At 71.6% G+C, this 21,604-nt stretch carries 17 protein-coding genes and 1 pseudogene; 8 read left to right on the top strand and 10 right to left on the bottom strand.

Going from position 1 to position 21,604, the window contains the following annotated elements; translation table 11 throughout:
* Positions 1 to 148 precede the first annotated feature (148 nt).
* Positions 149 to 1,288: pseudogene (locus OG496_RS49165) on the bottom strand (ATP-binding cassette domain-containing protein); the annotation flags it as partial.
* 444 nt (positions 1,289 to 1,732) lie between these two features.
* Between OG496_RS49165 and OG496_RS49170 the strand changes: the two are divergent.
* Complete coding sequence (locus OG496_RS49170; RefSeq protein ID WP_405975545.1) at positions 1,733 to 2,380, top strand: hypothetical protein; 648 nt, start codon at positions 1,733 to 1,735, stop codon at positions 2,378 to 2,380.
* Positions 2,381 to 2,598: 218 nt separating this feature from the next.
* On the opposite strand, the gene OG496_RS49175 is transcribed toward OG496_RS49170, so the two are convergent.
* From OG496_RS49175 to lanKC, 3 genes are all read right to left on the bottom strand, one after another.
* A complete protein-coding gene (locus OG496_RS49175; RefSeq protein ID WP_405975546.1) occupies positions 2,599 to 4,428 on the bottom strand; it encodes an ABC transporter ATP-binding protein in 1,830 nt (609 codons plus the stop codon).
* Between the two features lie 91 nt (positions 4,429 to 4,519).
* Positions 4,520 to 4,633 (bottom strand): SapB/AmfS family lanthipeptide, encoded by a 114-nt coding sequence (locus OG496_RS49180; protein WP_366491561.1) that lies wholly within the window; start codon positions 4,631 to 4,633, stop codon positions 4,520 to 4,522.
* A gap of 47 nt (positions 4,634 to 4,680) precedes the next feature.
* Entirely contained in the window at positions 4,681 to 7,281 is a 2,601-nt protein-coding gene (lanKC, locus tag OG496_RS49185; protein ID WP_405975547.1) for a class III lanthionine synthetase LanKC, read from the bottom strand.
* Positions 7,282 to 7,489: 208 nt separating this feature from the next.
* Between lanKC and OG496_RS49190 the strand changes: the two genes are divergently transcribed.
* From OG496_RS49190 to OG496_RS49215, 6 genes are all read left to right on the top strand, one after another.
* Positions 7,490 to 9,934 (top strand): SpoIIE family protein phosphatase, encoded by a 2,445-nt coding sequence (locus OG496_RS49190; protein WP_405975548.1) that lies wholly within the window; start codon positions 7,490 to 7,492, stop codon positions 9,932 to 9,934.
* Positions 9,935 to 10,015: 81 nt separating this feature from the next.
* Positions 10,016 to 10,300 (top strand): hypothetical protein, encoded by a 285-nt coding sequence (locus OG496_RS49195; protein WP_366491558.1) that lies wholly within the window; start codon positions 10,016 to 10,018, stop codon positions 10,298 to 10,300.
* A gap of 91 nt (positions 10,301 to 10,391) precedes the next feature.
* The gene (locus tag OG496_RS49200; RefSeq protein ID WP_405975549.1) at positions 10,392 to 11,459 is read left to right on the top strand and encodes a glucose-1-phosphate thymidylyltransferase; all 1,068 of its coding nucleotides are present in this window, start codon (positions 10,392 to 10,394) and stop codon (positions 11,457 to 11,459) included.
* Positions 11,456 to 12,427: a dTDP-glucose 4,6-dehydratase gene (gene rfbB, locus OG496_RS49205; protein ID WP_019057837.1), complete on the top strand. Its 972-nt coding sequence runs from the start codon at positions 11,456 to 11,458 to the stop codon at positions 12,425 to 12,427. Before OG496_RS49200 ends, rfbB begins: the two co-directional genes overlap by 4 nt.
* Positions 12,427 to 13,308 (top strand): dTDP-4-dehydrorhamnose reductase, encoded by an 882-nt coding sequence (gene rfbD / locus OG496_RS49210; protein WP_366491556.1) that lies wholly within the window; start codon positions 12,427 to 12,429, stop codon positions 13,306 to 13,308. Before rfbB ends, rfbD begins: the two co-directional genes overlap by 1 nt.
* The gene (locus tag OG496_RS49215; protein WP_405975550.1) at positions 13,305 to 14,108 is read left to right on the top strand and encodes a class I SAM-dependent methyltransferase; all 804 of its coding nucleotides are present in this window, start codon (positions 13,305 to 13,307) and stop codon (positions 14,106 to 14,108) included. Before rfbD ends, OG496_RS49215 begins: the two co-directional genes overlap by 4 nt.
* Here OG496_RS49215 and rfbC read toward each other — a convergent pair.
* The 5 genes from rfbC to OG496_RS49240 all read right to left on the bottom strand — a co-directional run bounded on the left by rfbC (position 14,098) and on the right by OG496_RS49240 (position 19,360).
* Positions 14,098 to 14,706, bottom strand: a complete 609-nt coding sequence (gene rfbC, locus OG496_RS49220; protein WP_318020658.1) for a dTDP-4-dehydrorhamnose 3,5-epimerase — start codon at positions 14,704 to 14,706, stop codon at positions 14,098 to 14,100. The genes OG496_RS49215 and rfbC overlap by 11 nt on opposite strands.
* Before the next feature lie 70 nt (positions 14,707 to 14,776).
* Positions 14,777 to 16,744 carry a glycosyltransferase family 2 protein gene (locus OG496_RS49225; RefSeq protein WP_405975551.1) on the bottom strand — a complete coding sequence of 656 codons (1,968 nt, stop codon included), beginning with the start codon at positions 16,742 to 16,744 and terminating at the stop codon, positions 14,777 to 14,779.
* Positions 16,745 to 16,881: 137 nt separating this feature from the next.
* Entirely contained in the window at positions 16,882 to 17,475 is a 594-nt protein-coding gene (locus tag OG496_RS49230) for a hydrolase (protein ID WP_366491553.1), read from the bottom strand.
* Positions 17,476 to 17,504: 29 nt separating this feature from the next.
* Positions 17,505 to 18,902, bottom strand: a complete 1,398-nt coding sequence (locus OG496_RS49235) for an MFS transporter (RefSeq protein ID WP_405975552.1) — start codon at positions 18,900 to 18,902, stop codon at positions 17,505 to 17,507.
* A complete protein-coding gene (locus tag OG496_RS49240; protein WP_405975553.1) occupies positions 18,899 to 19,360 on the bottom strand; it encodes a MarR family winged helix-turn-helix transcriptional regulator in 462 nt (153 codons plus the stop codon). The genes OG496_RS49235 and OG496_RS49240 overlap by 4 nt, the downstream gene beginning before the upstream one ends.
* A 121-nt stretch (positions 19,361 to 19,481) precedes the next feature.
* Between OG496_RS49240 and OG496_RS49245 the strand changes: the two genes are divergently transcribed.
* Complete coding sequence (locus tag OG496_RS49245; protein WP_405975554.1) at positions 19,482 to 19,985, top strand: metallophosphoesterase family protein; 504 nt, start codon at positions 19,482 to 19,484, stop codon at positions 19,983 to 19,985.
* Between the two features lie 261 nt (positions 19,986 to 20,246).
* Here the strand turns inward: OG496_RS49245 and OG496_RS49250 are convergent, their stop codons facing one another.
* Positions 20,247 to 21,425, bottom strand: coding sequence for an XdhC family protein (locus OG496_RS49250; RefSeq protein ID WP_405975555.1), 1,179 nt, complete (start codon positions 21,423 to 21,425; stop codon positions 20,247 to 20,249).
* Positions 21,426 to 21,604 lie beyond the last annotated feature (179 nt).

The raw sequence follows: 21,604 nt of genomic DNA on the forward strand, positions 1-21,604 counted from the left end.
GCGCGACGACGACGAGCGCGGCGCCGCTCCGCTCCCGCCGGGCGAAGGCGCGTTCGGCGCGTTCCTCCGTCTCCGGGTCGAGGTGGCAGGTCGCTTCGTCGAGGAGGGCGAGCGGGGCGTACGACAGATACGCCCGGGTGAGCGCGATCAGCTGCCGCTCGCCCGCGGACAGTGCGGCCGGGTCGACGGGGGACTCGGGCCCGCCGAGGGTTTCGAGCAGCGGACCGAGCCCGACGGCTTCGGCCGCGGCCACCAGCTCCGCCTCGGGTACGGGGTCCGGCCGTAGATGGCCCAGGTTCTCGGCGAGGGTCCCACTGAAGACGTACGCCTCCTGGGGGATCAGCACGCGCTGGGCGACTGTCTCGGACACCGGCCGCCCGTACATCCGGATCGTGCCGCGTCCGGGCTTCAGCAGCCCGGCGGTGAGGGCGGTGAGCGTGGATTTCCCGATACCGCTCGGGCCTACGACGGCCAGGTGGGCGCCTTGGGGGAGGGCGAGGGTGAGGTCGCGGAGGACGGGTTCGCCGGCGGCGCCGTAGGCGAAGGTGACGGAGGTCAGGGAGAGGGCTGGGGGGTTGGGGTTGTCAGGGGCGGGTTCGCCGGCCGGTTGCGAGGCAAGGTGAGGGACGGTGGTCGGAGTGCCGTTCGGGTCTTCGACGGCCAGGTGAGTGCCTTGGGCGAGGGCGGGGTCGGCATCGCGAAGGACGGGCTCGTCCGGTGGTGGCGCGGCGAGGTCGGGGACGGAGGTCGACGCAGGTGCCAGGCGGCGCAAGACCACCGCGAGGCGGGAGCCGCTCGTGCCCAGGCCGTGGACCAGGTTCTGGAGGGCGGGCAGCAGGGACTGGGTGACGTAGGCGAGGGCGCCGACCAGGCCGCCCGGGGTGACGCCGTGGCCGAGGAGCCAGGGGGCGGTGGCGAGGAGCAGCACGATCGGCAACTGGCCGCCGATCGCGAGGGACGCCACGCGGAGGACGCCCCAGCGGGCCAGTGAACGGGCGGCACGCAGTTCGGCGTCGACGAGGTGTCCGGCGTCGGTGGCGACCCGTTCCTCGGCACCGGCCGCCGTGATGTCCCGCAGGCCGGGGCAGACGGTGCCCAGTCGGTCGGCGAGGGCCTCGTCGGCGAGGAGGAAGGTCTCCTGTCGGCGGGCCAGTGGACGCAGGGTCGCCGTGAACAGGCACACCCCGGCGATGAGCGGTGGCGCCACGACGAGAAGGAGCAGCGGATCGAGTGAGAAGAGCCCTGCCAGCGCGCCCACCGCGGTGAACAGGAACGACCGGGACACCATCACCAGCCCCGCGAAGGTGTCCCGGGCCAGCTCCACCTGCTGGGTCAGCCCTGACAGCGCCCCACCGTCCGCCTCCCGCACCCCGCGTGCGACGACCCGCTCCACGAGCCGGTCCCGGAGCGGTTCGACCAGATCGGCGACACCCCGATAGACCCGCCCGGTCCCGAACGCCCCGACGACGACCCCGATCCCAGCCACCCCGAGCCACGCGAGCCCGACCCCACCCCGCCCCACGAGAAACCCGGCATCCAGCGCCCGGGCGAGCCCGTACCCGACGAGGAAGGTCTGCCCGGTCTCCAGCACGGACCAGCAGGCGAGCCGCACGAGCACCGGCCGGCGGGCACGGAGGAAGCGGAGGCCGCGGCGGGGGATGGTGGCGGTGTTGTGCGGTGGGGTGGTCTTTTGCGGTTGGGCTTCGGGCGGCGGGAGTTGCTGTGGTCGGCGGTGGAGGAAACGGAGGGCGCGCTGGGGCGATGGCGTGGCCTCTCCCGACCGGGTTTCGGGTTGCGCGGGTTCTCGCCGTCGCAGGTGAAGGAAGTGCGGGCCGCGCCGAGGGGCACTGCTGCCCTCGTGGGGCCGGACAGGGCGCGGGGTTGCTTTCGGCCGGGCATCGAGCGGCGCCGGTTCCTGTCGCTGGCGCAGAAGGAAGCGGAGGCGGTGCTGATGGATGTTGTCGCCGCGCTGGGGCGCGGTGCGTCGCCAGGTGTCCGCCGACTCGGTATCTGGCGGCACCGAGTCCTGTCGTCGTCCACGCAGGAAACGGAGGCCACGCTGGGGGGTGCTGCCAGTGTCGTGGGACTGGGGGGATGGCATGGTCTCTGCCGACCGGGCTTCGGGCGGCGTGGATTCCTGCCGTCGGTGAAGGAAGCGCAGGCCGCGCCGAGGGGCGCTGCTGTCGGCGTAGGGCTCGGCGGGTCGCGCGGTCTCGTTCGGGTGGGCATCGAGCGGCGGTGTCGGTTCTTGTTGTTGCCGACGAAGGAAGTGGCGGTACTGATGGATGTCGTCGCCGGTGCGTCGGCGGGTCTCCGTCGGCTCGGTGCCGGGCGGCGCCGGGTTCTGTCGTCGCCCGCGCAGATCACGGAGGCCGCGTAGATCACGGAGGCTACGCCTACGGCCACCACCGTTGTCCTCGGTACCGGTGCGCCGTCCGGTATCGGCCGCCGGCGGGTTCGTTTCCGGGTGACCGCCGATGTCGTCGTGACAGGTGGGCGCCCCCTGGCAGACCCGATCGTCCTCGTTCGATATCGGCTCGTTCCGTCCGCCCGCCTGCTCCTCCCCGCCCTGAATCGGCGACCTCTCCCCACCTGACATCAGCCTGCCCCGCTCTCTGCGCCCCGAGGCTCTCCGGGCAATGCCCTCTCGGTACTCCCTGATCCCTCTACGCCCCGAGCCCCTCCCCGCCTGCTCCTCCCCGCACCCCCCACCCCCACGCCGATCTCATCCCCCTCCCCGAACACCCCCCGATACCCCGCCACCCCCCACAACTCCGCATGCGCCCCCACCGCCCGCACCCGCCCCTCGTCCAGCCACGCCACCAGGTCCGCGCGGGCCGCCGTAGCGGCGCGGTGGGCGATGAGGAGGCGGGTGCCTGTGGAGGCGGGGCCCGTGAGGGAGTTCGTGATGTGGTGTTCCGTGATGGTGTCGAGGCTGGAGAGGGCGTCGTCGAGGATCAGGACGCGGCCCTCGTGGGCGAACGCCCTTGCCAGGCCGAGGCGTTGGGACTCGCCGCCGGAGTGAGGGGCGTCGGCGACGGGGGTGGCGTAGCCGTGGGGGAGGCGGCAGATGAAGGCGTCCGCGTGGGCCTTTCCCGCCGCATCCCGGACTTGGGCGGGGGACGGCGACCGTAGGCCGAACGCGATCGTGTCCTCCATGGTCGTGCCGAGCAGGGTCGGACGGTCGAAGGCGTAGCCGATCGCGTCGCGCAGCGCGTCGTGGCGCAGGTCGCGGAGCGGGACCCCGTCGAGGAGGACCTCGCCCGCGTCCGGGTCGGTCAGGCGGCCCGCGATCGCCGCGAGGAGTGACTTGCCGGCGCCGGAGCGGCCGACGACGGCGAGGGTCGTGCCGCCGGGGATTACCAGGTCGATGCCGTCGAGGACGGTGCGTTCGCGGTGCCGGGTGGTCACGCCGCGTAGCTCCAAGTGGCCGGGTCCTGGCGGGAGTTGGCAGTGTCCGTGGACGGGGGCCGGTTCGGCGAGGATCTCGTCCAGGCGCCGGGTCGCTGCCTTCGCGCGGAGCAGGCCCGACAGTTGGCCGACGAGGACGCCTACGCCCGTCGCCAGCACCGCGTACCGGGACGCGGCCAGCACCTCGCCCACCGTGAGGACGTGCCTCGTCAGCTGGTAGCCCGCCACGGCTACGACGGCCAGTTGGAGGAGGGGCGCCACGGTGACCGCCTGCGCCGCGGCCCGCCCCTGCACCCGCCACATGCGGTGGCCCGCGCGGGACAGTTCGGGCAGGGGGCGCAGGATCCGTGCCGTCTCGCGGTCCGCCGCACCCGCCGCCTGGATCGTACGGAAACCGCCCATCGCCTCCGCGAGCGCCGACGCTATCCGGCCCTGGATCTGCTGGTAGCGCGTCACGCACTCCGACGTGTCCCGGGCGAAGGCGCGGAGGAGGAAGGTGAGGAGCGGAGCCCCGGCCAGGAAGACGGCCGCCAGCCACGGGTCGATCAACGCCAGTGCGACCACGCCTCCGACCGGTCCCGCCAGTGCCGCGAGCAGCGCGGCCACCGCACCCGGTGCCGTCCCGGCCTGCGCGGCGTTACCTACCAGCCGGGCCACCAACTCCCCAGTGCCGAAACGGGAGTTGGCACGCGGGCCGAGGGCCAACACATGCCCGGTGACGCGTCGGCGCAGCCATGCCGTCGAACCGGCGGTGACCGTCCCGTCGAGCACCGTCCCGCACGCGTCCAGCACTCCGATCAGCAGCACCAGCCCCGCGCACCCCCACACCCAGCGCGCCGCCGGGGCGTGCGCCAGCAGGTGGTCCAGGGTCCGGCCCAGCACGGCGGGCAGCAGCAGCGCGGCGGCCGTGGACGCCGTACTGACCGCGCCCAGCGCCACGCAGCGCACCCCGGCGGCGCGGACGGCCGACCGGAGCAGCGAACTGTTCACCGGGTCGCCCTCGGCATGCGTCGTCATACGGCGGTCCTTCGGGGTGACGTGACGTGGACCCCGGGCGGCCCGCCCCTCGTGTGAGGGGGCCGCCCGGAGCCGTGGGTTCACCGTGTCGTCAGAGACAGAGCAGAACGCTCGCCGCGCTGATGCAGGAGAGCAGGCTGACGGTGCTCGCGCCGCCGTCGTTGTGCTCGTCGGATTCCATCGTCTGCAGGTCGAGAAGTGCCATGAGATGTCCTTTCGTTGTGGGGACGGGGTGGTGGTGTCACGACTCCGTCAGATCGCGGAGCCGCGCTGAGTGGGCCGCCGGAGCGGCGGCAGGAAGGGCAGCCCTGGCATGGACCCGGCATCGCCGAAGGCCGCGCCGAGCGCGAGCAGGCACCCGGCGGTTCCGGTGCCCAGGTCCATGGACAGCCGCATCATCTGGTGCCCGGGGAAAGCGAGTTGGCCCTCGTACGACATCGCGAACCAACCCAGACCCGCGACTTGTTCGGCCAGCCTGTGGGCGTCGGCGCCCGGCGCGGTCGTCCGGGCGAGGTGCAGGATCATCCCCGCGCGGCCCTGGAAGAGTCCGGGCTGCGCGTAGAAGCGGGAGGTGGCGGCGGTGAGGATGCCGGCGCGGGCTCGCTCGAACTCTTCGTCCTGGTCCGAGACTTGGGCCAGTAGGTCGTCGATCACCATGCCCAGGCCCACGCTTCCGTCGCCGAGGTACGGCAGCGTCCGCCACCCCTCGTCGACCTCAAGACCGCCGCCGCGCTGCACGACACAGCACTCAAGGTCGCGGCGCAGGGCGTCAGTTGCCGCGTCGAGCAGGCGCCGGTCGCCGGTCCGCTCGTACTGCCGCAGCAGGAACAGCGCGGGTCCGCTCGCGCCCCGCAGCAGCCCGGCCCGCCGTCGGGGTGTCGCGGGGTGCGGTTCCGCGAGGCGTCGTACGAGGATGTCCGCGGCCTCCGCCGCCCGCTCGCGCAGCTCCGACTCGCCGGTGTCGGCGGCCAGTTGGCCCAGGACCAGGCCGAGGCCGGCCAGGCCGCCGTGCAGGTCGGAGGAGAGGTTCTGCCAGCGTTCCGCGAGGATGCCGGTGATCAGGTCGAGGGCGCGTTGGCGGTGGCCGAGCCGGTCGAGGACGTGGGCGACGCCCGCGAGTCCGTCGTACAGGCCGAGCGGGGTGCCGGTCGGGGAAGGGGCGGTGCGGTCCAGGAGCCAGCGCTCGCCCTCCTCGTAGCGGTCGGCGCCGGTCGCGTCGAGGGCGTACAGGACACCGGCCGCGCCGTGCGCCAGGCCGAGTCCGCCGCCGTCGGAGAACTGGGCCACGTCGCCCGGGAAGAGGCGGTCGTCCCGGTCCGGGGTCGCCGAGGCGAGGATCGCCTTGACCATCGAGTCGCGGCTGTAGGGCCAGTCGCCGGGCCGCACGAAGGCCGGAGCGACCGTGCTCGTGCCCCGGGTGATCTCCGCGACCGCCTTGTCCAGGAACTCCCTTGGCACGTCCGGGAATTGGCCCGCGATCACCTCGGCCAGGTGGGCCGCCTTGCCGCGGTCGACCACGAACAGCGTGGTCACCGGCAGGAACAGGGCGAGCCGCAGACAGGCCAGCGCGTACCGGTCGACGTCGACGCCCCGGCGGTCCGGCGGCGCGAAGAAGCCCGGGTGGGCGACGACTTGGCGGCCGTTCTCCTCGGCCGGGGCCGCCGCCTCGAAGTCGATGAGGAACACGGACTCCTCGTCGGGCGCGACGATGACGTTGAAGATGTGCAGGTCGTTGAAGACGATCCCGCGCGCGTGCACCGCCTCCATCGCCCGATCGACCGCCGCGTGGATCTTCAGCGCCCACGCCGTGTACGCGGCCACCGCCTCCGGGTCGGGGTCCGGGGTGAGCAGCGGATGCCGTTCCGCGAAGAATGAGCTGAGGGGGCGCCCCTCGACGAAGTCCATGGCCAGGAACCGGTGTTCACCCAGCAGGAACCAGTCCCGCACCTCGGGCACCACCCCGGTCCCGGCGACCCGCTCCAGCGCCAGCCTCTCGCGCTCCAGCCGGACGATCGCGTCCGCACCGTCCGAGGCGAGCCCCGCGTGCGGCCGCCCCTCCTTGAGGACGACCTTGCGCCCGTCCCGGGTGTCGGTGCCCGCGTACACCCCGCCGCCGTTCGAGAAGTGCAGCGCCTTCTCGATGCGGTACGGAAGGTCGCCCACCGTCGTGGTGTTGCGCGCCGCGAGATGGGGTTCCAGGAACGCCGGCAGCGTCACCCACTCCGGGATCTGGAAGGACGGCGCCCGCCGGTCCGGCACCAGCTGCCCCGAGCCGTCCCGCACCGCCGGCACCAGCGAGCCCCGCTCGTCGACGACGAAGGTGCGCGCGAACGCTCCGTAACGGACGTAGAGCGGGCCGTCGTACCAGCGGAGGTCGGTGAGGATGTACGGGCCCTCGAAGCCCTCCAGGAGTTTACCCAACTCGCTGAGGATCTCGTGGAGTTGGTCCTCGTCGGACGGGTAGACCGTGACGAACTTGCCGCTGGTGTCGCGGCCCGCGTACTTCGTGTTGCGCAGGTGGAGTAAGTGGGGGCCCGGGACGAACTTGAACGGGATGCGGCGCGGGACGCAGTAGTCCCACACGAGGGCGGCGATGCGGTCCGCGTTCGCCCGGGTGGCCGAGGCGTGGATCTTCCATCCCTGGGCCGGTCCGGGTAAGGGGCCGCCGTCCTCGTCGAGCGGGGTCAGCGTCAGCCAGTCGCCGATGCGGGCCGAGCTCCAGCCCTCCGGGACCTCGCGGCGCGCCGTGTCGAACAGGGGCGCGGCGGTGTCCGTGCCGGGCGCGGACAGGCGGTCCGGTGTCTCGTAGAAGTGTCGGTCGGCGAGCGCGTACACCTCGTACCGCTTGTCCATGGTCGTCCCCCTCCGTGGCCCGGCTCGAATCTCCCAGCCGGGCCACGGACGCGGACAGTCACGCCTGTCATGAGATCCCTGTGCGGTACGCACGCGTAAAGACTTGTTCGGCGCCTTTCGAGCCGGAAGTGGGTCCATCCGGTCCCTCATCTCCACGGAACGGTCACAGGGGCTGCGCAGTCGGCGCATAAGCGCTGTAATTGCGGACGTGGTCAGTGAGGGCGCTGAGGGACGCGGAACGCGAACGCTGCGTGCCGAACTTGCCCTCAAAACGCTCACCGTCGATCTCGACCCCCGCGAACGGCTGCGCCGCGTCCTCGAACAGGCCCTCGTCTTCGCCGGTGCGACCTTCGCCGGGGTGTACACACCGGGTGACGACGCCGACCTGCTCTGCCTCGTCGAGTCGGTCGGGGTGCCGCGGACCCTGTACGGGCTGCGGGACGGCTATCCGGCGGCCGGGGGATCACCGGTCGCCGAGGTGCGGCGGGCCGGGCACGCGGTGTGGCTCGGCCCCGAGGAACTGGCCGCGGGCGGTGACGCGCGACGGCTGCCGTCGGCGGAGTTCCACCTGGCGGCGCTGCCCGTGCGCGGCGACCGGGACGGCGGCTGTCTGCTCGCGGTCGGTGAACGCCCGGACGGCTTCGGCACCGAGGACCGCGAGTGCCTCGCGCTGATCGCCGAGGCCGTCGCGATCCCGGTACCCGCCGAGACGGTGGCGGGCGAGGACGTGGCCGCGGGCGCGTTCGACCTGGCCATGGACACCGGGCGGGTCGAGGTCGGCGGCGACGTCCTGGAACTGTTCGGGCTCGGCCCGGACGACTTCGACGGCAGGGTCGAGACCCTGCTCGGGCTGACCGTGCCGGAGGACCTGCCCTCGCTGATGTCCGTCGTCGAGGCCGACCACATGGCCATCGGCGACCGTGAGCTGGAGTTCCGGGTGCTGCAGCCCTCGGGGACGCCGAGGTGGCTGCGGCTGCGCGGCCGGCTCCTGCCCGGCGGTGACGGCCGCCCGGCCCGCCTCGTCGGCACCGTCGGCGCCGCCTCCCAGCTGCGCTCCGGCGTCAACGACGTGGCCCGCGTCCAGCGCCTCGCCGCCGCCCTCGCCATGGCCGGCACGGTCCGTGACGTCAGCCAGGCCGTGGTCGCCGCCCTGCGCAAACCGCTGCGCGCCGACCGGATCGCGCTCGCGGAACTGGAGGGCGACCGCCTCGTCGTCACCGTCCTCGACCCGCCCGAACCGGAGGCCTGGCCCGAGCTGTGGCGCCTGGAATGGCGCAGCGAATGGCCCGACGCGCCCGTCCGCACGATGCCCACCCTCGCCGCCGCCCTGCGCGACGGCCGCGCCGCGATCTGGCCCGCGGGCACCGACCTGGAACCCGCCCTCGCCCAGGTCGGACCCGGTGGCCTCGCCGTCCTGCCGCTGTCCGCCGGTGGCCGGGTGTCCGGTGCCTGTCTGATCGGCTGGGACGCCCCGCACGTCTTCGGCCCCGACGAACGCGCCCTGCTCACCGCCTCCGCCGGCCTCGCGGGCCAGGCCCTGATGCGCGCCCATGCCTTCGACGCCGAGCACGAACTCGTCGGCATGCTCCAGCGCCAGCTGCTGCCGCGCCGCCTGCCCACCCTGCCCGGCGCGGTCGCCGTAGCCCGCTATCTGCCGACCACGGCCGGTCTTGAGGTCGGCGGCGACTGGTACGACGTGATCCCGCTGCCCGACAACCACGTCGCCCTCGTCATCGGCGACGTCCAGGGCCACAACGCGGGCGCCGCCACCCTCATGGGCCAGATGCGCACCGCGCTGCGCGCCTACGCCGTCGAGGGACACCCGCCCGACGTGGTCGTCTCGCACGCCAACCGCCTGCTCATCGACCTGGAGACCGACCTCTTCGCCACCTGCTGCTACGTCGACGTGAACCTGGAGGAAGGTTCCGCCTGGTACGTACGGGCCGGCCATCTCCCGCCCGTCCTGCGGTACCCGGACGGCAGCACCGAGATCCCCTACGCGGACGGCGGACCACCGCTCGGCGTGGTGACCCAGGCGGACTTCCCCATGAGCCCGCTGCGGCTCCAGCCCGGCACGGTCGTCGCCCTCACCACCGACGGCCTTGTGGAGTCCAAGGAGGCCGACATCGACGAGGGCCTCGACCGGCTCGCCCACGGCCTCGCCGTCTCCGACCCCGCCCACCTCGGCCTCGTCGCCGACGCCCTGCTCGGCAACGCCCGCCGCGAGGACGACGTGGCCCTCCTCCTCATGCGCTACGACGGCCTGGCCACCCGCCCCCGGCGCGAGAACTGGACAGTGTGGCGCGTCCCCGAGGCCGCCCGGCACGCCCGCCGCTTCACCAAGCGCACCCTGCGCACCTGGGGCGTCACCGAGGAGACCGACACCATCCTGCTCGTGGTCTCCGAACTGGTCACCAACGCCCTGGTGCACACCGACGGGCCGGTCCGCCTCGACCTCACCCTCGTCAACCGGCGGTTCCGTGTCGCCGTCGCCGACTCCTCGCCGCGCACCCCGGTCAAACCCACCAGCATCGGCTGGGAGGCCACCGGCGGGCGCGGCATCCTCCTCGTCGAGGCCATGTCGGCGGCCTGGGGCACGGTGCCGGTGAGCGGCGGGAAACAGGTGTGGGCCGAGATCGCGCTCGACCCGTAGACGGCCGCACGGGTGCCTCCGCGGGCGCGTAACGGCAGGTCGGGACGGCCGCGCGCACCCGGCGTGATGGGGTCCCTGCTTGTGGCACACACCTTCGAAGAACTGGTCGAGAAGCAGCGCGCTGCCGACGAGGCGCGCGCCAGGGTCAAGGAGATGCGGGACGCCCTCGGTGCCCCCGCCCACGAACCCTGGACCGAGGCGCAGACCGAGACCTACGAGACCGCCTGGCGAGCCTGGCGCGATCTGGGCCGTGACGCGCAGGCCGCGGTGAGCGAGTATGCGAAGGACGAGGGCCTCGACCGGGCCGAGGTCCAGGCGGACGTGGAGCGCGCGGCGGGTGATATGTCCGGCCCGGCCGCCTCTTAGACACCTCCCGTCTCCCTCATCGTTGGCCGGTCGTAATAAACGAACATAGGGAGGAACGATGCATGTCCAAAGATGACGCTAAGGTGAAGCGATGAAGGCTCTCGTTCTCTCCGGCGGCACTGGATCCCGCCTGAGGCCGATCACACACACATCGGCAAAACAGCTCGTCCCGGTGGCCAACAAGGCCGTCCTTTTCTACGGGCTCGAATCACTCGCCGACGCGGGAATCACCGAGGTCGGCATCATCGTCGGTGACACGGCGGCGGAGATCGAGGAGGCGGTGGGTGACGGGTCGAAGTTCGGCCTGCAGATCACCTACATCCCACAGGACCGTCCCCTCGGACTGGCCCACGCCGTACTGATCGCGCGCGAATACCTCGGCGACGACGACTTCGTGATGTACCTCGGTGACAACTTCATCGTCGGCGGCATCACCGGTCTCGTCGAGGGCTTCCAGACCAACAAGCCCGACGCGCAGATCCTGCTCACCCACGTGCCCGACCCCCGCTCCTTCGGCGTCGCCGAACTCAGCGAATCCGGCCAGGTCATCGGCCTGGAGGAGAAGCCGGAGCACCCCAAGAGCGACCTCGCTCTGGTCGGTGTCTACCTGTTCACGCCCGCCATCCACGACGCCGTGCGCGCCATCAAGCCGTCCTGGCGCGGCGAGTTGGAGATCACCCACGCCATCCAGCAGCTGATCGACGACGGCGCCGACGTGCGCTCCTCGGTCATCCACGGCTACTGGAAGGACACGGGCAACGTCGTCGACATGCTTGAGGTCAACCGGACCGTCCTGGAGAGCATGGACCGCCGCATCGACGGCGAGGTCGACGACGCGTCCGAGACCATCGGCCGCGTGGTGATCGAGGAAGGCGCGCGCATCGAGCGTTCGCGCATCGTCGGCCCCGTCATCATCGGGTCAGGAACCGTCGTGAGCGACTCCTACGTCGGACCGTTCACCTCGGTCGCGGAGAACTGCAGGATCACCGACAGTGAGCTGGAGTTCTCCATAGTGCTGCAGGACTCGTCCATCGCCGGGGTGGGCCGGATCGAGTCCTCGCTGATCGGCAAGCACGTCGAAGTGACCCCCGCTCCGGGGGTACCCAGCGCCCACCGCCTCGTTCTCGGAGACCACAGCAAGGTGCAGATCCGTTCATGAATCTCCTCGTCACCGGCGCCGCCGGCTTCATCGGTTCCACGTACGTCCGCACGCTCCTCGCCTCGGACGCGGCTGACGCGCCCCGCATCACGGTGCTGGACAAGCTCACGTACGCCGGCACGCTCGACAACCTGGAAATAGGCCACCCGCGCCTGGAGTTCGTCCAGGGCGACATCTGCGACGCCGAACTGGTCGACAAGCTGATGGCCGAGGCGGACCAGGTCGTCCACTTCGCCGCCGAGTCCCACGTGGACCGCTCGATCAACGGCGCCGCCGACTTCGTCCGCACCAACGTGGTGGGCACCCAGGTCCTGCTGGACGCGGCCCTGCGCTACCGCACCCCGTTCGTGCACATCTCCACCGACGAGGTCTACGGCTCCATCGAGACCGGCTCCTGGCCCGAGACCCACCCGCTGGCGCCCAACTCGCCCTACTCCGCGTCGAAGGCGTCCTCCGACCTGCTCGCCCTGGCCTACCACCGCACCCACGGCCTGGACGTCCGCGTCACCCGCTGCTCGAACAACTACGGGCCGCACCAGTTCCCCGAGAAGGTCATCCCGCTGTTCGTCAGCAACCTCCTCGACGGCAAGAAGGTCCCGCTCTACGGCGAGGGCCTCAACGTCCGCGACTGGCTGCACGTCGAGGACCACTGCCAGGGCATCGAGCTCGTCCGCACCAAGGGCCGCGCCGGCGAGGTCTACAACATCGGCGGCGGCACCGAGCTCAGCAACAAGGAGCTCACCGGCCTGCTGCTCGAAGCCTGTGGCGCCGACTGGGACCGGGTCGAGCGCGTCGAGGACCGCAAGGGCCACGACCTGCGCTACTCCGTCGACTGGTCCAAGATCCACGACGAGCTCGGCTACCAGCCGCAGCACGACTTCGCCTCGGGCCTGGCCGACACCGTCGCCTGGTACCGCGACAACCGGGCTTGGTGGGAGCCCCTCAAGGCCCGGGTGGAGCGCGGCTGATGAAGTGGCTGGTCACCGGTGCCGGCGGGATGCTCGGCCACGATGTGCTGGAGGAACTCGCCCGCCGCGGTGAGCAGTTCGTCGGTCTCGACCGCGCCGCCCTGGACATCACCGACCCCGCGTCGGTGGACCGGGCGTTCGCGGAACACCACCCCGACGTGGTGGTGAACTGCGCGGCGTACACCGCCGTCGACGACGCCGAGACCGACGAGGAGCGGGCCCTTCGCATCAACGGCGAGGGGCCCCGGCTCCTCGCCCGTGCCTGCGCCGCCTCGGGCGCGCGACTGGTGCACGTCTCCACCGACTACGTCTTCGACGGCGAGGCCCGCAGCACGCCGTACCCGGAGAATCACTCCACCGCCCCGCGCACCGCCTACGGCCGGACCAAACTCGCGGGCGAGCAGGCCGTGTTGGAGGAACTGCCAGGAGCGAGCGCCGTCGTACGCACGGCTTGGCTGTACGGAGCCTGTGGGGGTAACTTCGTCCGCACGATGATCGAGCTGGAGGCACGTCGCGACACTCTCGACGTCGTCGACGACCAGCGCGGTCAACCGACCTGGACCGCCGACGTCGCCGTACGGATCGCCGATCTCGGCGCCCGTATCGGCCAAGTCGAAGGCGCGCACGGGGTGTTCCACGCGACCAGCTCCGGCGAGACCAGCTGGCACGGTCTCGCACAGGAGGTGTTCCGGCTCATCGACGCCGACCCGGAGCGTGTCCGCCCCACCACGAGCGCGGCCTTCGTCCGTCCCGCGCCCCGCCCCGCCTACAGCGCCCTCGGGCACGAGCGGTGGCGGGAGGTCGGCCTGGAACCGCCGAGGGACTGGCGGTCCGCCCTGCACGAAGCACTTCCTCACATCCGCAAGGAGATTTCTTCGTGAAACGTCATGAGTTCCTGCGGGGGCTCCACAAGTCAACCGCGAACCGCAACTACCTGGAGATCGGCGTCAACGACGGCCGCAGCCTGACGCTCTCCCGGGTGCCCAGTGTTGCGATCGATCCCGCGTTCAAGGTGGTCACGGAGATCCGCTGTGACGTCCACCTGGCCAAGGCGACCAGTGACGACTTCTTCGCCCGGGACAACCCGCTGGTGCACCTGCGCGGCGGCCGTCACCCGCTGCGTCAACTGGCCCGCAACCGCAGCCCGTTGGGCTGGTGGCGGACCGTCACGCTGGACCTGTCGTTCATCGACGGCATGCACCTGTTCGAGTACGCGCTGCGCGACTTCATCAACGTGGAGAAGCACTCGGACTGGGCCAGCGTCATCGTCTTCGACGACATGCTGCCGCGCAGCATCGACGAGGCCGCCCGGGACCGGCACACCGACGCCTGGACCGGTGACGTCTACAAGCTCATCGAGATTCTCAACCGCTACCGTCCCGACCTGGTGACGGTCCTGGTCGACACCCAGCCCACGGGCCAGCTCGTGGTCTTCGGCGCCGACCCCAGCAGCACCGTCCTCAAGGACAAGTACGACGAGATCGTCGCCGAGTTCGAGGTCCCGGACCCGCAGAAGGTGCCCGAGGCGATCCTGGAGCGCACCACCGCGGTGAAGCCCGAGGCGCTGCTCGATGCCGGCTTCTGGGGCCCCCTCGCCAAAGCGCGGGACCGCGGGACCAAGCGGTCCCGCGGCTGGGAGCCCCTGCGCCGCTCGGTGGAGCAGCTCAGCGTCAGTCGCTGAGCTGCCCACTCCGCAGTCGCTCGTAGTAGGCGGAGCAGTCCGCGTAGGACGGAAGAAGTCCTGACTGCTCCGCCTCTGCCAATGTCGGCGCCTCCGCGTCCTTGTCGGACAGCACCGGCTCGAAGCCCTCGGGCCAGGCGATGCCCAGCGCCGGGTCGAGCGGGTTGATCCCGTGCTCACGGCCGGGCGAGTAACCCGTCGAGCACAGGTACACGACCGTCGCGTCGTCGGTCAGCGCCATGAACGCGTGACCGAGACCCTCCGCGAGGAACACGGCGTGCTTGGTCTCGTCGTCCAGCCGGACGGCCTCCCACTGACCGAACGTGGGAGAGCCGACACGGATGTCCACGATCACGTCGAGGACGGCGCCGCGCACGCACTTGACGTACTTGGCCTGGCTCGGCGGCACGTCGGAGAAGTGCACTCCGCGCACCACACCCCGCCGCGAGACCGAGCAGTTGGCCTGGGACAGAGCCAGGTCGTACCCGGTGGCCTCGCGGAACTCCTCACCGCGGTACCACTCGTGGAAACTGCCCCGGTCGTCAGGGAAGACCTTGGGTTCCAGGACCCAGGCGCCTTCAATCCCCAGTGATCGCACGTTCTTCCGTCCTCCGACTTGCTCGGGCACTGCTGCTTGCTCGGGTACCGCGACTCGTTCTCGGGTACCGCTACTTGTTCAGGGCGCGCTTCAGCTTGCGCGCCACCCGGCGGGCCAGCCCGGGCTTGGGCTTGGCGGCCACCGGCTTCGGCGCCGGCTTGGGCTCGGCGGGCTTCGCGGCCTTCGGCGCCGCCTCCACCCGGATACCGCCGGCGTCACCGGTCAGCCGCACCGGCAGCGCCAGGAAACGCTGCCCGGTCGCGGCCGGGGTCAGGCACACCGACGCGTTCCACGCCGCGTCCTTCAGATCCGCGGCCGGCACCTCGGCGGCCAGCCGTGCGCCGGAGGACTCGGGGGAGACCACACCGGGCACGTCCAGCGTTGTACCGGACGACTTGTGGGTCAGCCGCAGGAGTACGTCGGTGCTGGCGGGGACGTAGAAGGGGAGCAGGACGCCGACGCGGGCGCCGGTGACCGTGAAGTCGCCGGGCTTGAGGTCGGCGAGGCCGAGGCGCTTGCTCGCCTTGTCGACGTCCAGGGAGAAGTTGCCGTGCGGCTCCGTGTAGTACGGGAGCATGACCTGGCCGGAGACGACACCGGCGTGCCCGGCGTTCTCGCCGTGCTGCGGGACCGGGCCGAGGCGGCACTCCTTGTTCCAGGAGCCGATCACGACGCGGACGTAGGTGTCCCAGAGGCCGCCGCCCAGCGGGGAGCCGACGGCCGCCGTGGCCGGGTCGATGGTGGCCGTGGCGTGCAGGACCAGCCGTACTCCGTCGCCATCGGCGACCGTCTCGTGCGAGAGCTGCACGGGCTGGAAGTGCGAGGCGGCGCTGGTGCGTTCGCGGAGGACGAGGTCGGCCGTCGCCTTCTTGAAGTTGGCGGTGGCGTCGGCCGTCAGCATGGCCGTCGCCTCGGCGAGGGTCTTCGGCTCCGGGTGCTTGGGAGCGGGGGCGCCCTTGGCCTCGAAGACCGCCGGCTTGCCGTCGATGACGAACTCGGCCTGGTAGTGGACGAGCAGCTTGCCGTCCCGCCACTCGATCTCGCCCGGGACCGCGGTCGGCTTGAGGGAGGCCTCCCACTCGGCGAGCTCGACGAGGTCGTCGTAGCGGTCGGCGGCGGCGAGGGCGGCGACGACCCGCAGCCGCGGGCCGAGACCGGCCGCGACACCGGGGCCGAAGCGCTCGGTCATGACACCGCGGATCTCCTTGAGGAGTTCACGGCGGTACTCGTCGGGGGCCTTCAGCAGCCGGCCGCCGCCGAGGCGCTCCATCATCTCCACGCGCAGCCAGCGCCGGAAGATCTTGTCACGGGCCGCACCGGGCTCGGTGTACTTCTCGACGACGTCGAGGGCCTCGCGCAGGTTCTTGAAGTAGCCGACGGGGTCGAAGCGTTGGAAGCCGGCGTTCGAGGCGTCCTCGCGCTTGATGTGGTAGTAGCAGACGTAGTCGCTGAGCACGGCGACGTTGTCCGCGGCGAGGTAGGCCTCCGTCACGAAGACGTGGTCCTCCAGGCGGCGACGCCCCTCGGGGAACCGCAGGTTGATGCGGTCGAGGAACGCGCGGCGGAGCATCTTGTGCGGGGTGAGGCTGTCCATCAGCGGCGCGGTCGCGACCGACGCGTGCGGATAGTTCTTGCGGAACAGCTCCACGGGTACGGCGCGGCCCTTGCCGGCCATCTTGCCGACGATCACGTCGGCGCCGTTGGCCACGCCGTACTCGTACATCCGCTCCAGGGCCTCGTCGCCGAGGTAGTCGTCGTTGTCGACGAACATGACGAACTCGCCCTTGGAGGCGGCGATCCCGACGTTGCGGGGCTTGCCCGACCAGCCCGACGCCTCCTGGTGGATCACGTGCATGTGGGGGTGCTCGGCGGCGATCTCGTCGAGCCGTGCGGGCGTGCCGTCCGTCGAGCCGTCGTCGACGAAGATCGCCTCGTACTCATCGTTGGGCAGCGACTGCCTGAGGAGAGAGGAGATGCAATCCTCGATATAAGGCCCTGGGTTGTACACAGGGACGACGACACTGACCTTGACCGACATCCGGCTTCTAGCCCCCTTGTTTGCGCCGCCCGTCCCCCGTAGTTGGAACGGCGCGGTGGGCTGATGCTAACCCGGTCTGTCTCGATGCCGCCCATTGGGCTGGTGTTGGGCAACGGTTTACCCGGCGTAAAAGGATGTCACCTCGCGTCGCGGGTCTTGGCCAGAAGTTCCAGGATGTCGGCGGTGGTGCCCGTTTCGCCGAGACGCGGGAAGATCCGCTCGATGCTGTGGGCGTGCGAGACGGTGTCCAGGTCGCTCATCGCGTCCGTGGCCAGGGTCACGTGATAGCCGTGCTCGTGGGCGGCCCGGGCGGTGGACTCCACGCCGATGCTGGTGGCGATGCCGGTCAGCACGATCTGCGTGATCCCGCGGCGGCGCAGCTGTACGTCGAGGTCGGTGCCGTGGAAGGCGCCCCAGTTCCGCTTGACGACGTGGATGTCGCCCGGGTGTCCGGCCAGCTCGTCGGCGATGACGTCCCAGCCCTCGGCGCGGGTCGCGCCACCGGGCCGCTGCTGCTCGTTGCGGCCGGGGACCGCGTCCGCGCCGTCGGCGGCGAAGGTGACCCGGACCAGCACCACCGGGAGGTCGGCGGCCCGGAAGGCGTCGGCGAGTTCGACGGTGCGGGCGACGACCTCGGGCCCGCTGTACGGCTGGGTCGGAGCGCCGACGATGCCGCCCTGGAGGTCGATCACGACGAGAGCGGTACGCGGGTCGAGGGTGGTGAGTGCCATGGGAGAGGCCTTTCAGGAGGTACGGGGGCTCAGACGGTCTTGGGTGTGAGGGTGCGCAGGGAACGGTCGGGCAGGGTGATCGCCAGGAGCAGCGCCGACCCGATCGCCATGAACAGGGCCAGGTCGTGCAGGCCCGGGGTGTCGGCGCGGTGCGGGAAGAAGGCCGCGGTAGCGGCCGACGCGGCCAGTGCGCCGAGGTACATGAAGGTGCGCAGCAGCCCGGCGGCGGACGCGATGCGCGCGGGCTCGGCCTGCCGGTACAGGGCGTTCTGCCCGGCCAGCCCGAGCAGGCCCTGCGGGATGCCGAGCACGGCACCGACGGCGAGCAGCGCCCAGACCGGACTGTCGGAGTCGATGAGGAACAACCCTGCGCAGCCGACGATCTGGATGGCGCTGCCGACGAGCAGCTTGGCGCGGATCGCCTCACGGCGCCCGGTGAGGGTCGAGACGCCGAGAGCGGTGGCCGACAGGGGCAGCAGGATGAGTCCGGCGGCGGAGGCGTGCAGGCCGCGCCCCTCCTCCAGCCACTGCGTATAGCCGTAGAGGAAGGCGTACGCGGTGGTGTAGCCGAGGAACTGGCGGACGTACGTGGTCACCAGGGGGAGGTTTCCGCCGAGGACGCGCAGGTCGACGAAGGGTTCCGGGACGCGGAGTTCGCGTTTCGCGAAGGCGACGGCCGCGGTGGCGCTGAGGACCGGGAGGTACCACTCGGAGAGCTTGGGGGCGGTCAGGAACATCATCAGCGAGACCAGCATGACCGCGAACAGGAGCATGCCGGGCGGGTCGACATCGCGCCGGGTGCCGGCCGTGTCCTTGTTCATCTTCGGGAGTCGCAGCGCGCCGAGGACGAGACAGGCGATGGACAGCGGCACGTTGACGGTGAAGATGGCGCGCCAGCCGCCGACGCCGATGAGGAAGCCGCCGAGCGTGGGTCCGATCACCGACACCGTCTGGGCGGAGACGGCGAGCGCGGTGAGGACACCGGCCGGGCTGTCCTTGCCGGTGCGCTCGGCCTCGCTGCGGGTCAGCTGCATCGCGGCCGGATACGCGGCCGAGGTGCCGAACCCGAGCAGGACACGGGCGGCGATCAGCACGCCGAGCGACGGCGCGAGGGCGCCCATGACTCCGGCGACGCCGACCAGGGCCGTACCGATGAGATAGAGACGGCGCGGCCCGTACATGTCGACCAGCCGCCCGATGACCGGCTGCCCCACGGCGGTGGCGAGATACAGCGCCGAGACCAGCCAGACGGTCTCCGAGGGCGGCGCCCCGAAGGCGATGCCGATGGGCACGAGGGCCACGGCGATCATCGAGGAGTTGATCGGGTTGAGAACGGAGCCGAGGACCATGGGCGCGATCAGGCGCCGGTCGAAGCCGGTGGGGGCGGGGCGTGTGGACCGTAGCGCCTGGGTGGGCTTCGATATCACTGCTCGGACAGCCGTTCCAACAACGTCAGCGCGTCGAGGATCGTCCGCCGTTCCGTCTCGGTGTACCGGTCCTCGAAGGCGCGCGCGAGCCACTCCTCGCGGACCTGCCGGTTGTCCTCGATCCGCTCGCGGCCGGCCTCGGTGAGGGTGACGAGTTGTCTACGGCCGTCCTCGGGGTCGGGGCTGCGCCGGATCAGCCCGTGCTGGTCGAGGGCGGCGAGGGTGGCGGCCATCGACTGCGGCCTGACCCCCTCGGCGGACGCCAGGGCGCTGGCCGTGGCCGCGCCGTTCTTGCCGACGAGCGTGAGCGCCGACTCCTGCGACGGGGTGAGGTCCTCGTCCGTCGCGACCTCGCGGATCCTGCGCCGCAGCCGGCTGAACACCACGCGCAGATCACGCGCGGAGCGGGCCGCGGAGTCGGAGATGTCCGCGGGAGTCTCGGTGAGCCGGTGATCCATGAGCCCCACCGTAAAACCGGCAGAGCAAACTGTCCAGTCACAACTGAACAGTCTTGGCTGTAGATCCTTGCGGAAGCGGTAACGGAAAGCCGCAACGACGCCACACCCCTAGGGTGAGACCGTGCGTCTGCTGCTCATGTCCGACACCCACCTCCCCAAGCGCGCCAGGGAACTCCCCGCGCAACTCCTCGCCGAACTCCCGCGCGCCGACGTCGTGTTCCACGCCGGCGACTGGGTCGACACGCCCACCCTCGACCTGCTGGAGAGCCACAGCCGCCGGCTCGTCGCCGTCCACGGCAACAACGACGGCCCCGAACTGCGCGCCCGGCTCCCGGAGACGGCCTACGCCGAGCTGGGCGGCCTGCGCTTCGGCACCATCCACGAGACGGGCCCCGCCCAGGGCCGCGAGGCACGCTGCGCGGCCCGATTCCCCGACCTGGACGTTCTGGTCTTCGGGCACAGCCACATTCCCTGGGATACGACGGCCCCGGGCGGGCTGCGCCTGCTGAACCCGGGGTCTCCGACCGACCGCCGTCGCCAGCCGTACTGCACGTACATGACGGCGACGGTGAACGAGGGCACGCTGACGGACCTCGTACTGCACCGGTTGCCGCAGAGAGGCTGACCGGGATCACCGGCGTTCGGTTGGCCGGTGCGAGGTCGACGCCGACATGCGGCGGTGCTCGTCACGGGTGCGCGTGTCACACGGACGGCACGCTCGCCGGTAGTCAGCTCGCCGCTCGGGCCCCCGGACCGGCCCAACTACCCATATCCCGGGCCTCGTTGCAGGGGACGGTCCGCGCCCCCTTCTGTCTGGGAGTGTGGGCATCGGGGCAACGACCGGGGCCGCTACGGCTGCCCCGACCCGCCCGCCAGGCCGGCCGGGTCACCCCGCCGGCCCCCGATGAATCGCTCCCGCCGCCCCCGTCAACGGCACCCCCGTCCCACCCCACCGCAGCGCGACGATCTCGGCCGCCACGGACACGGCCACCTCCTCCGGCGTACGCGCGCCGAGGTCGAGGCCGACCGGTGAGCGCAGGCGCGCCAACTCGCCTTCGCCCAGGTCGGATTCGAGCAGCCGACGCATACGCTCGTCATGCGTACGGCGGCTGCCCATCGCCCCGACGTACGCGGCCGGCCGGCGCAACGCCTCCTCCAGCAGCGGTACGTCGAACTTCGGGTCGTGGGTGAGGACGCAGATCACCGTGCGTTCGTCGGTGTCCGTGCCGTGCAGATAGCGGTGCGGCCAGTCCACGACCACCTCCACGCCCGCCGGGAACCGCTTCGGCGTGGCGAACACCGGGCGGGCGTCGCACACGGTCACCCGGTAGCCGAGGAAGTCACCGATCCGGGCCACCGCCGCGGCGTAGTCGATCGCACCGAAGACCAGCATCCGGGGCGGCGGCGCGAACGAGTGCAGAAACACGGCGACGGAGTCCTCACGCCGCTCACCGTCCGGGCCGTAGTGCCGCAACCCGGTTGCACCGAGAGCGAGTTCACCGCGGGCGTCGGCTGTGACGGCCACGTCCAGGCCGGTCGAACCGAGGGTGCCGATGACGCCGAAGGTGCCCGAGGTGCCAGCGCCGCCGAGGGCGCCGGGCCCACCGGCAGCGCCAACGCCCCCACCTACCCCCTCCGGCCAGACGGCAAGGGTCGCCCCCCGCACCGCCGGCCCATCGACCACCGTCGCCATCGTCACCGGCTCACCCGCGGCGACCGACCGCGCCACCGCCCCGAACGCGGGATCGATCTCAGGTGTGACAGGCCGTACCAGCACGGTGATCTCGCCGCCGCAGGTGAGCCCGACCGCGAAGGCGTCCTCGTCGCTGTAGCCGAAGGTCTCCAGGCGGGCCTCGCCGCTTGCGACGACCTCGCGTGCCAGCTCGAAGACCGCCCCCTCCACGCAGCCACCCGACACACTCCCCACGACCTCGTCACCCGGCCCCACCGCCATCGCCGCACCGGGATCACGCGGCGCGCTGCGGCTGACCGCGACCACCGTGGCCAGGCCGAAGGGGGTGTGTGCGGCGTACCAGCCGCTCAGCACCGGGAGAAGGTCACGCATGCTCGGCTCCTGTCACCGCCACCACCGCCGCCGGACGGCGCAAGCGTCGCATCCGGGCCCTGGCCTGCGCCGGAGCGCCACGCGCCCACCCCACCTCGCCGGCCCGGCGTTAATCCGTTGCCGCCGTACCCCCGCCCCTGCTGAACTACTGGAGACGAGTCAGCGACGACCGAGGAGCA

Origin of the sequence: Streptomyces sp. NBC_00988 (assembly GCF_045162645.1) — a bacterium.
Lineage (GTDB): Bacteria > Actinomycetota > Actinomycetes > Streptomycetales > Streptomycetaceae > Streptomyces.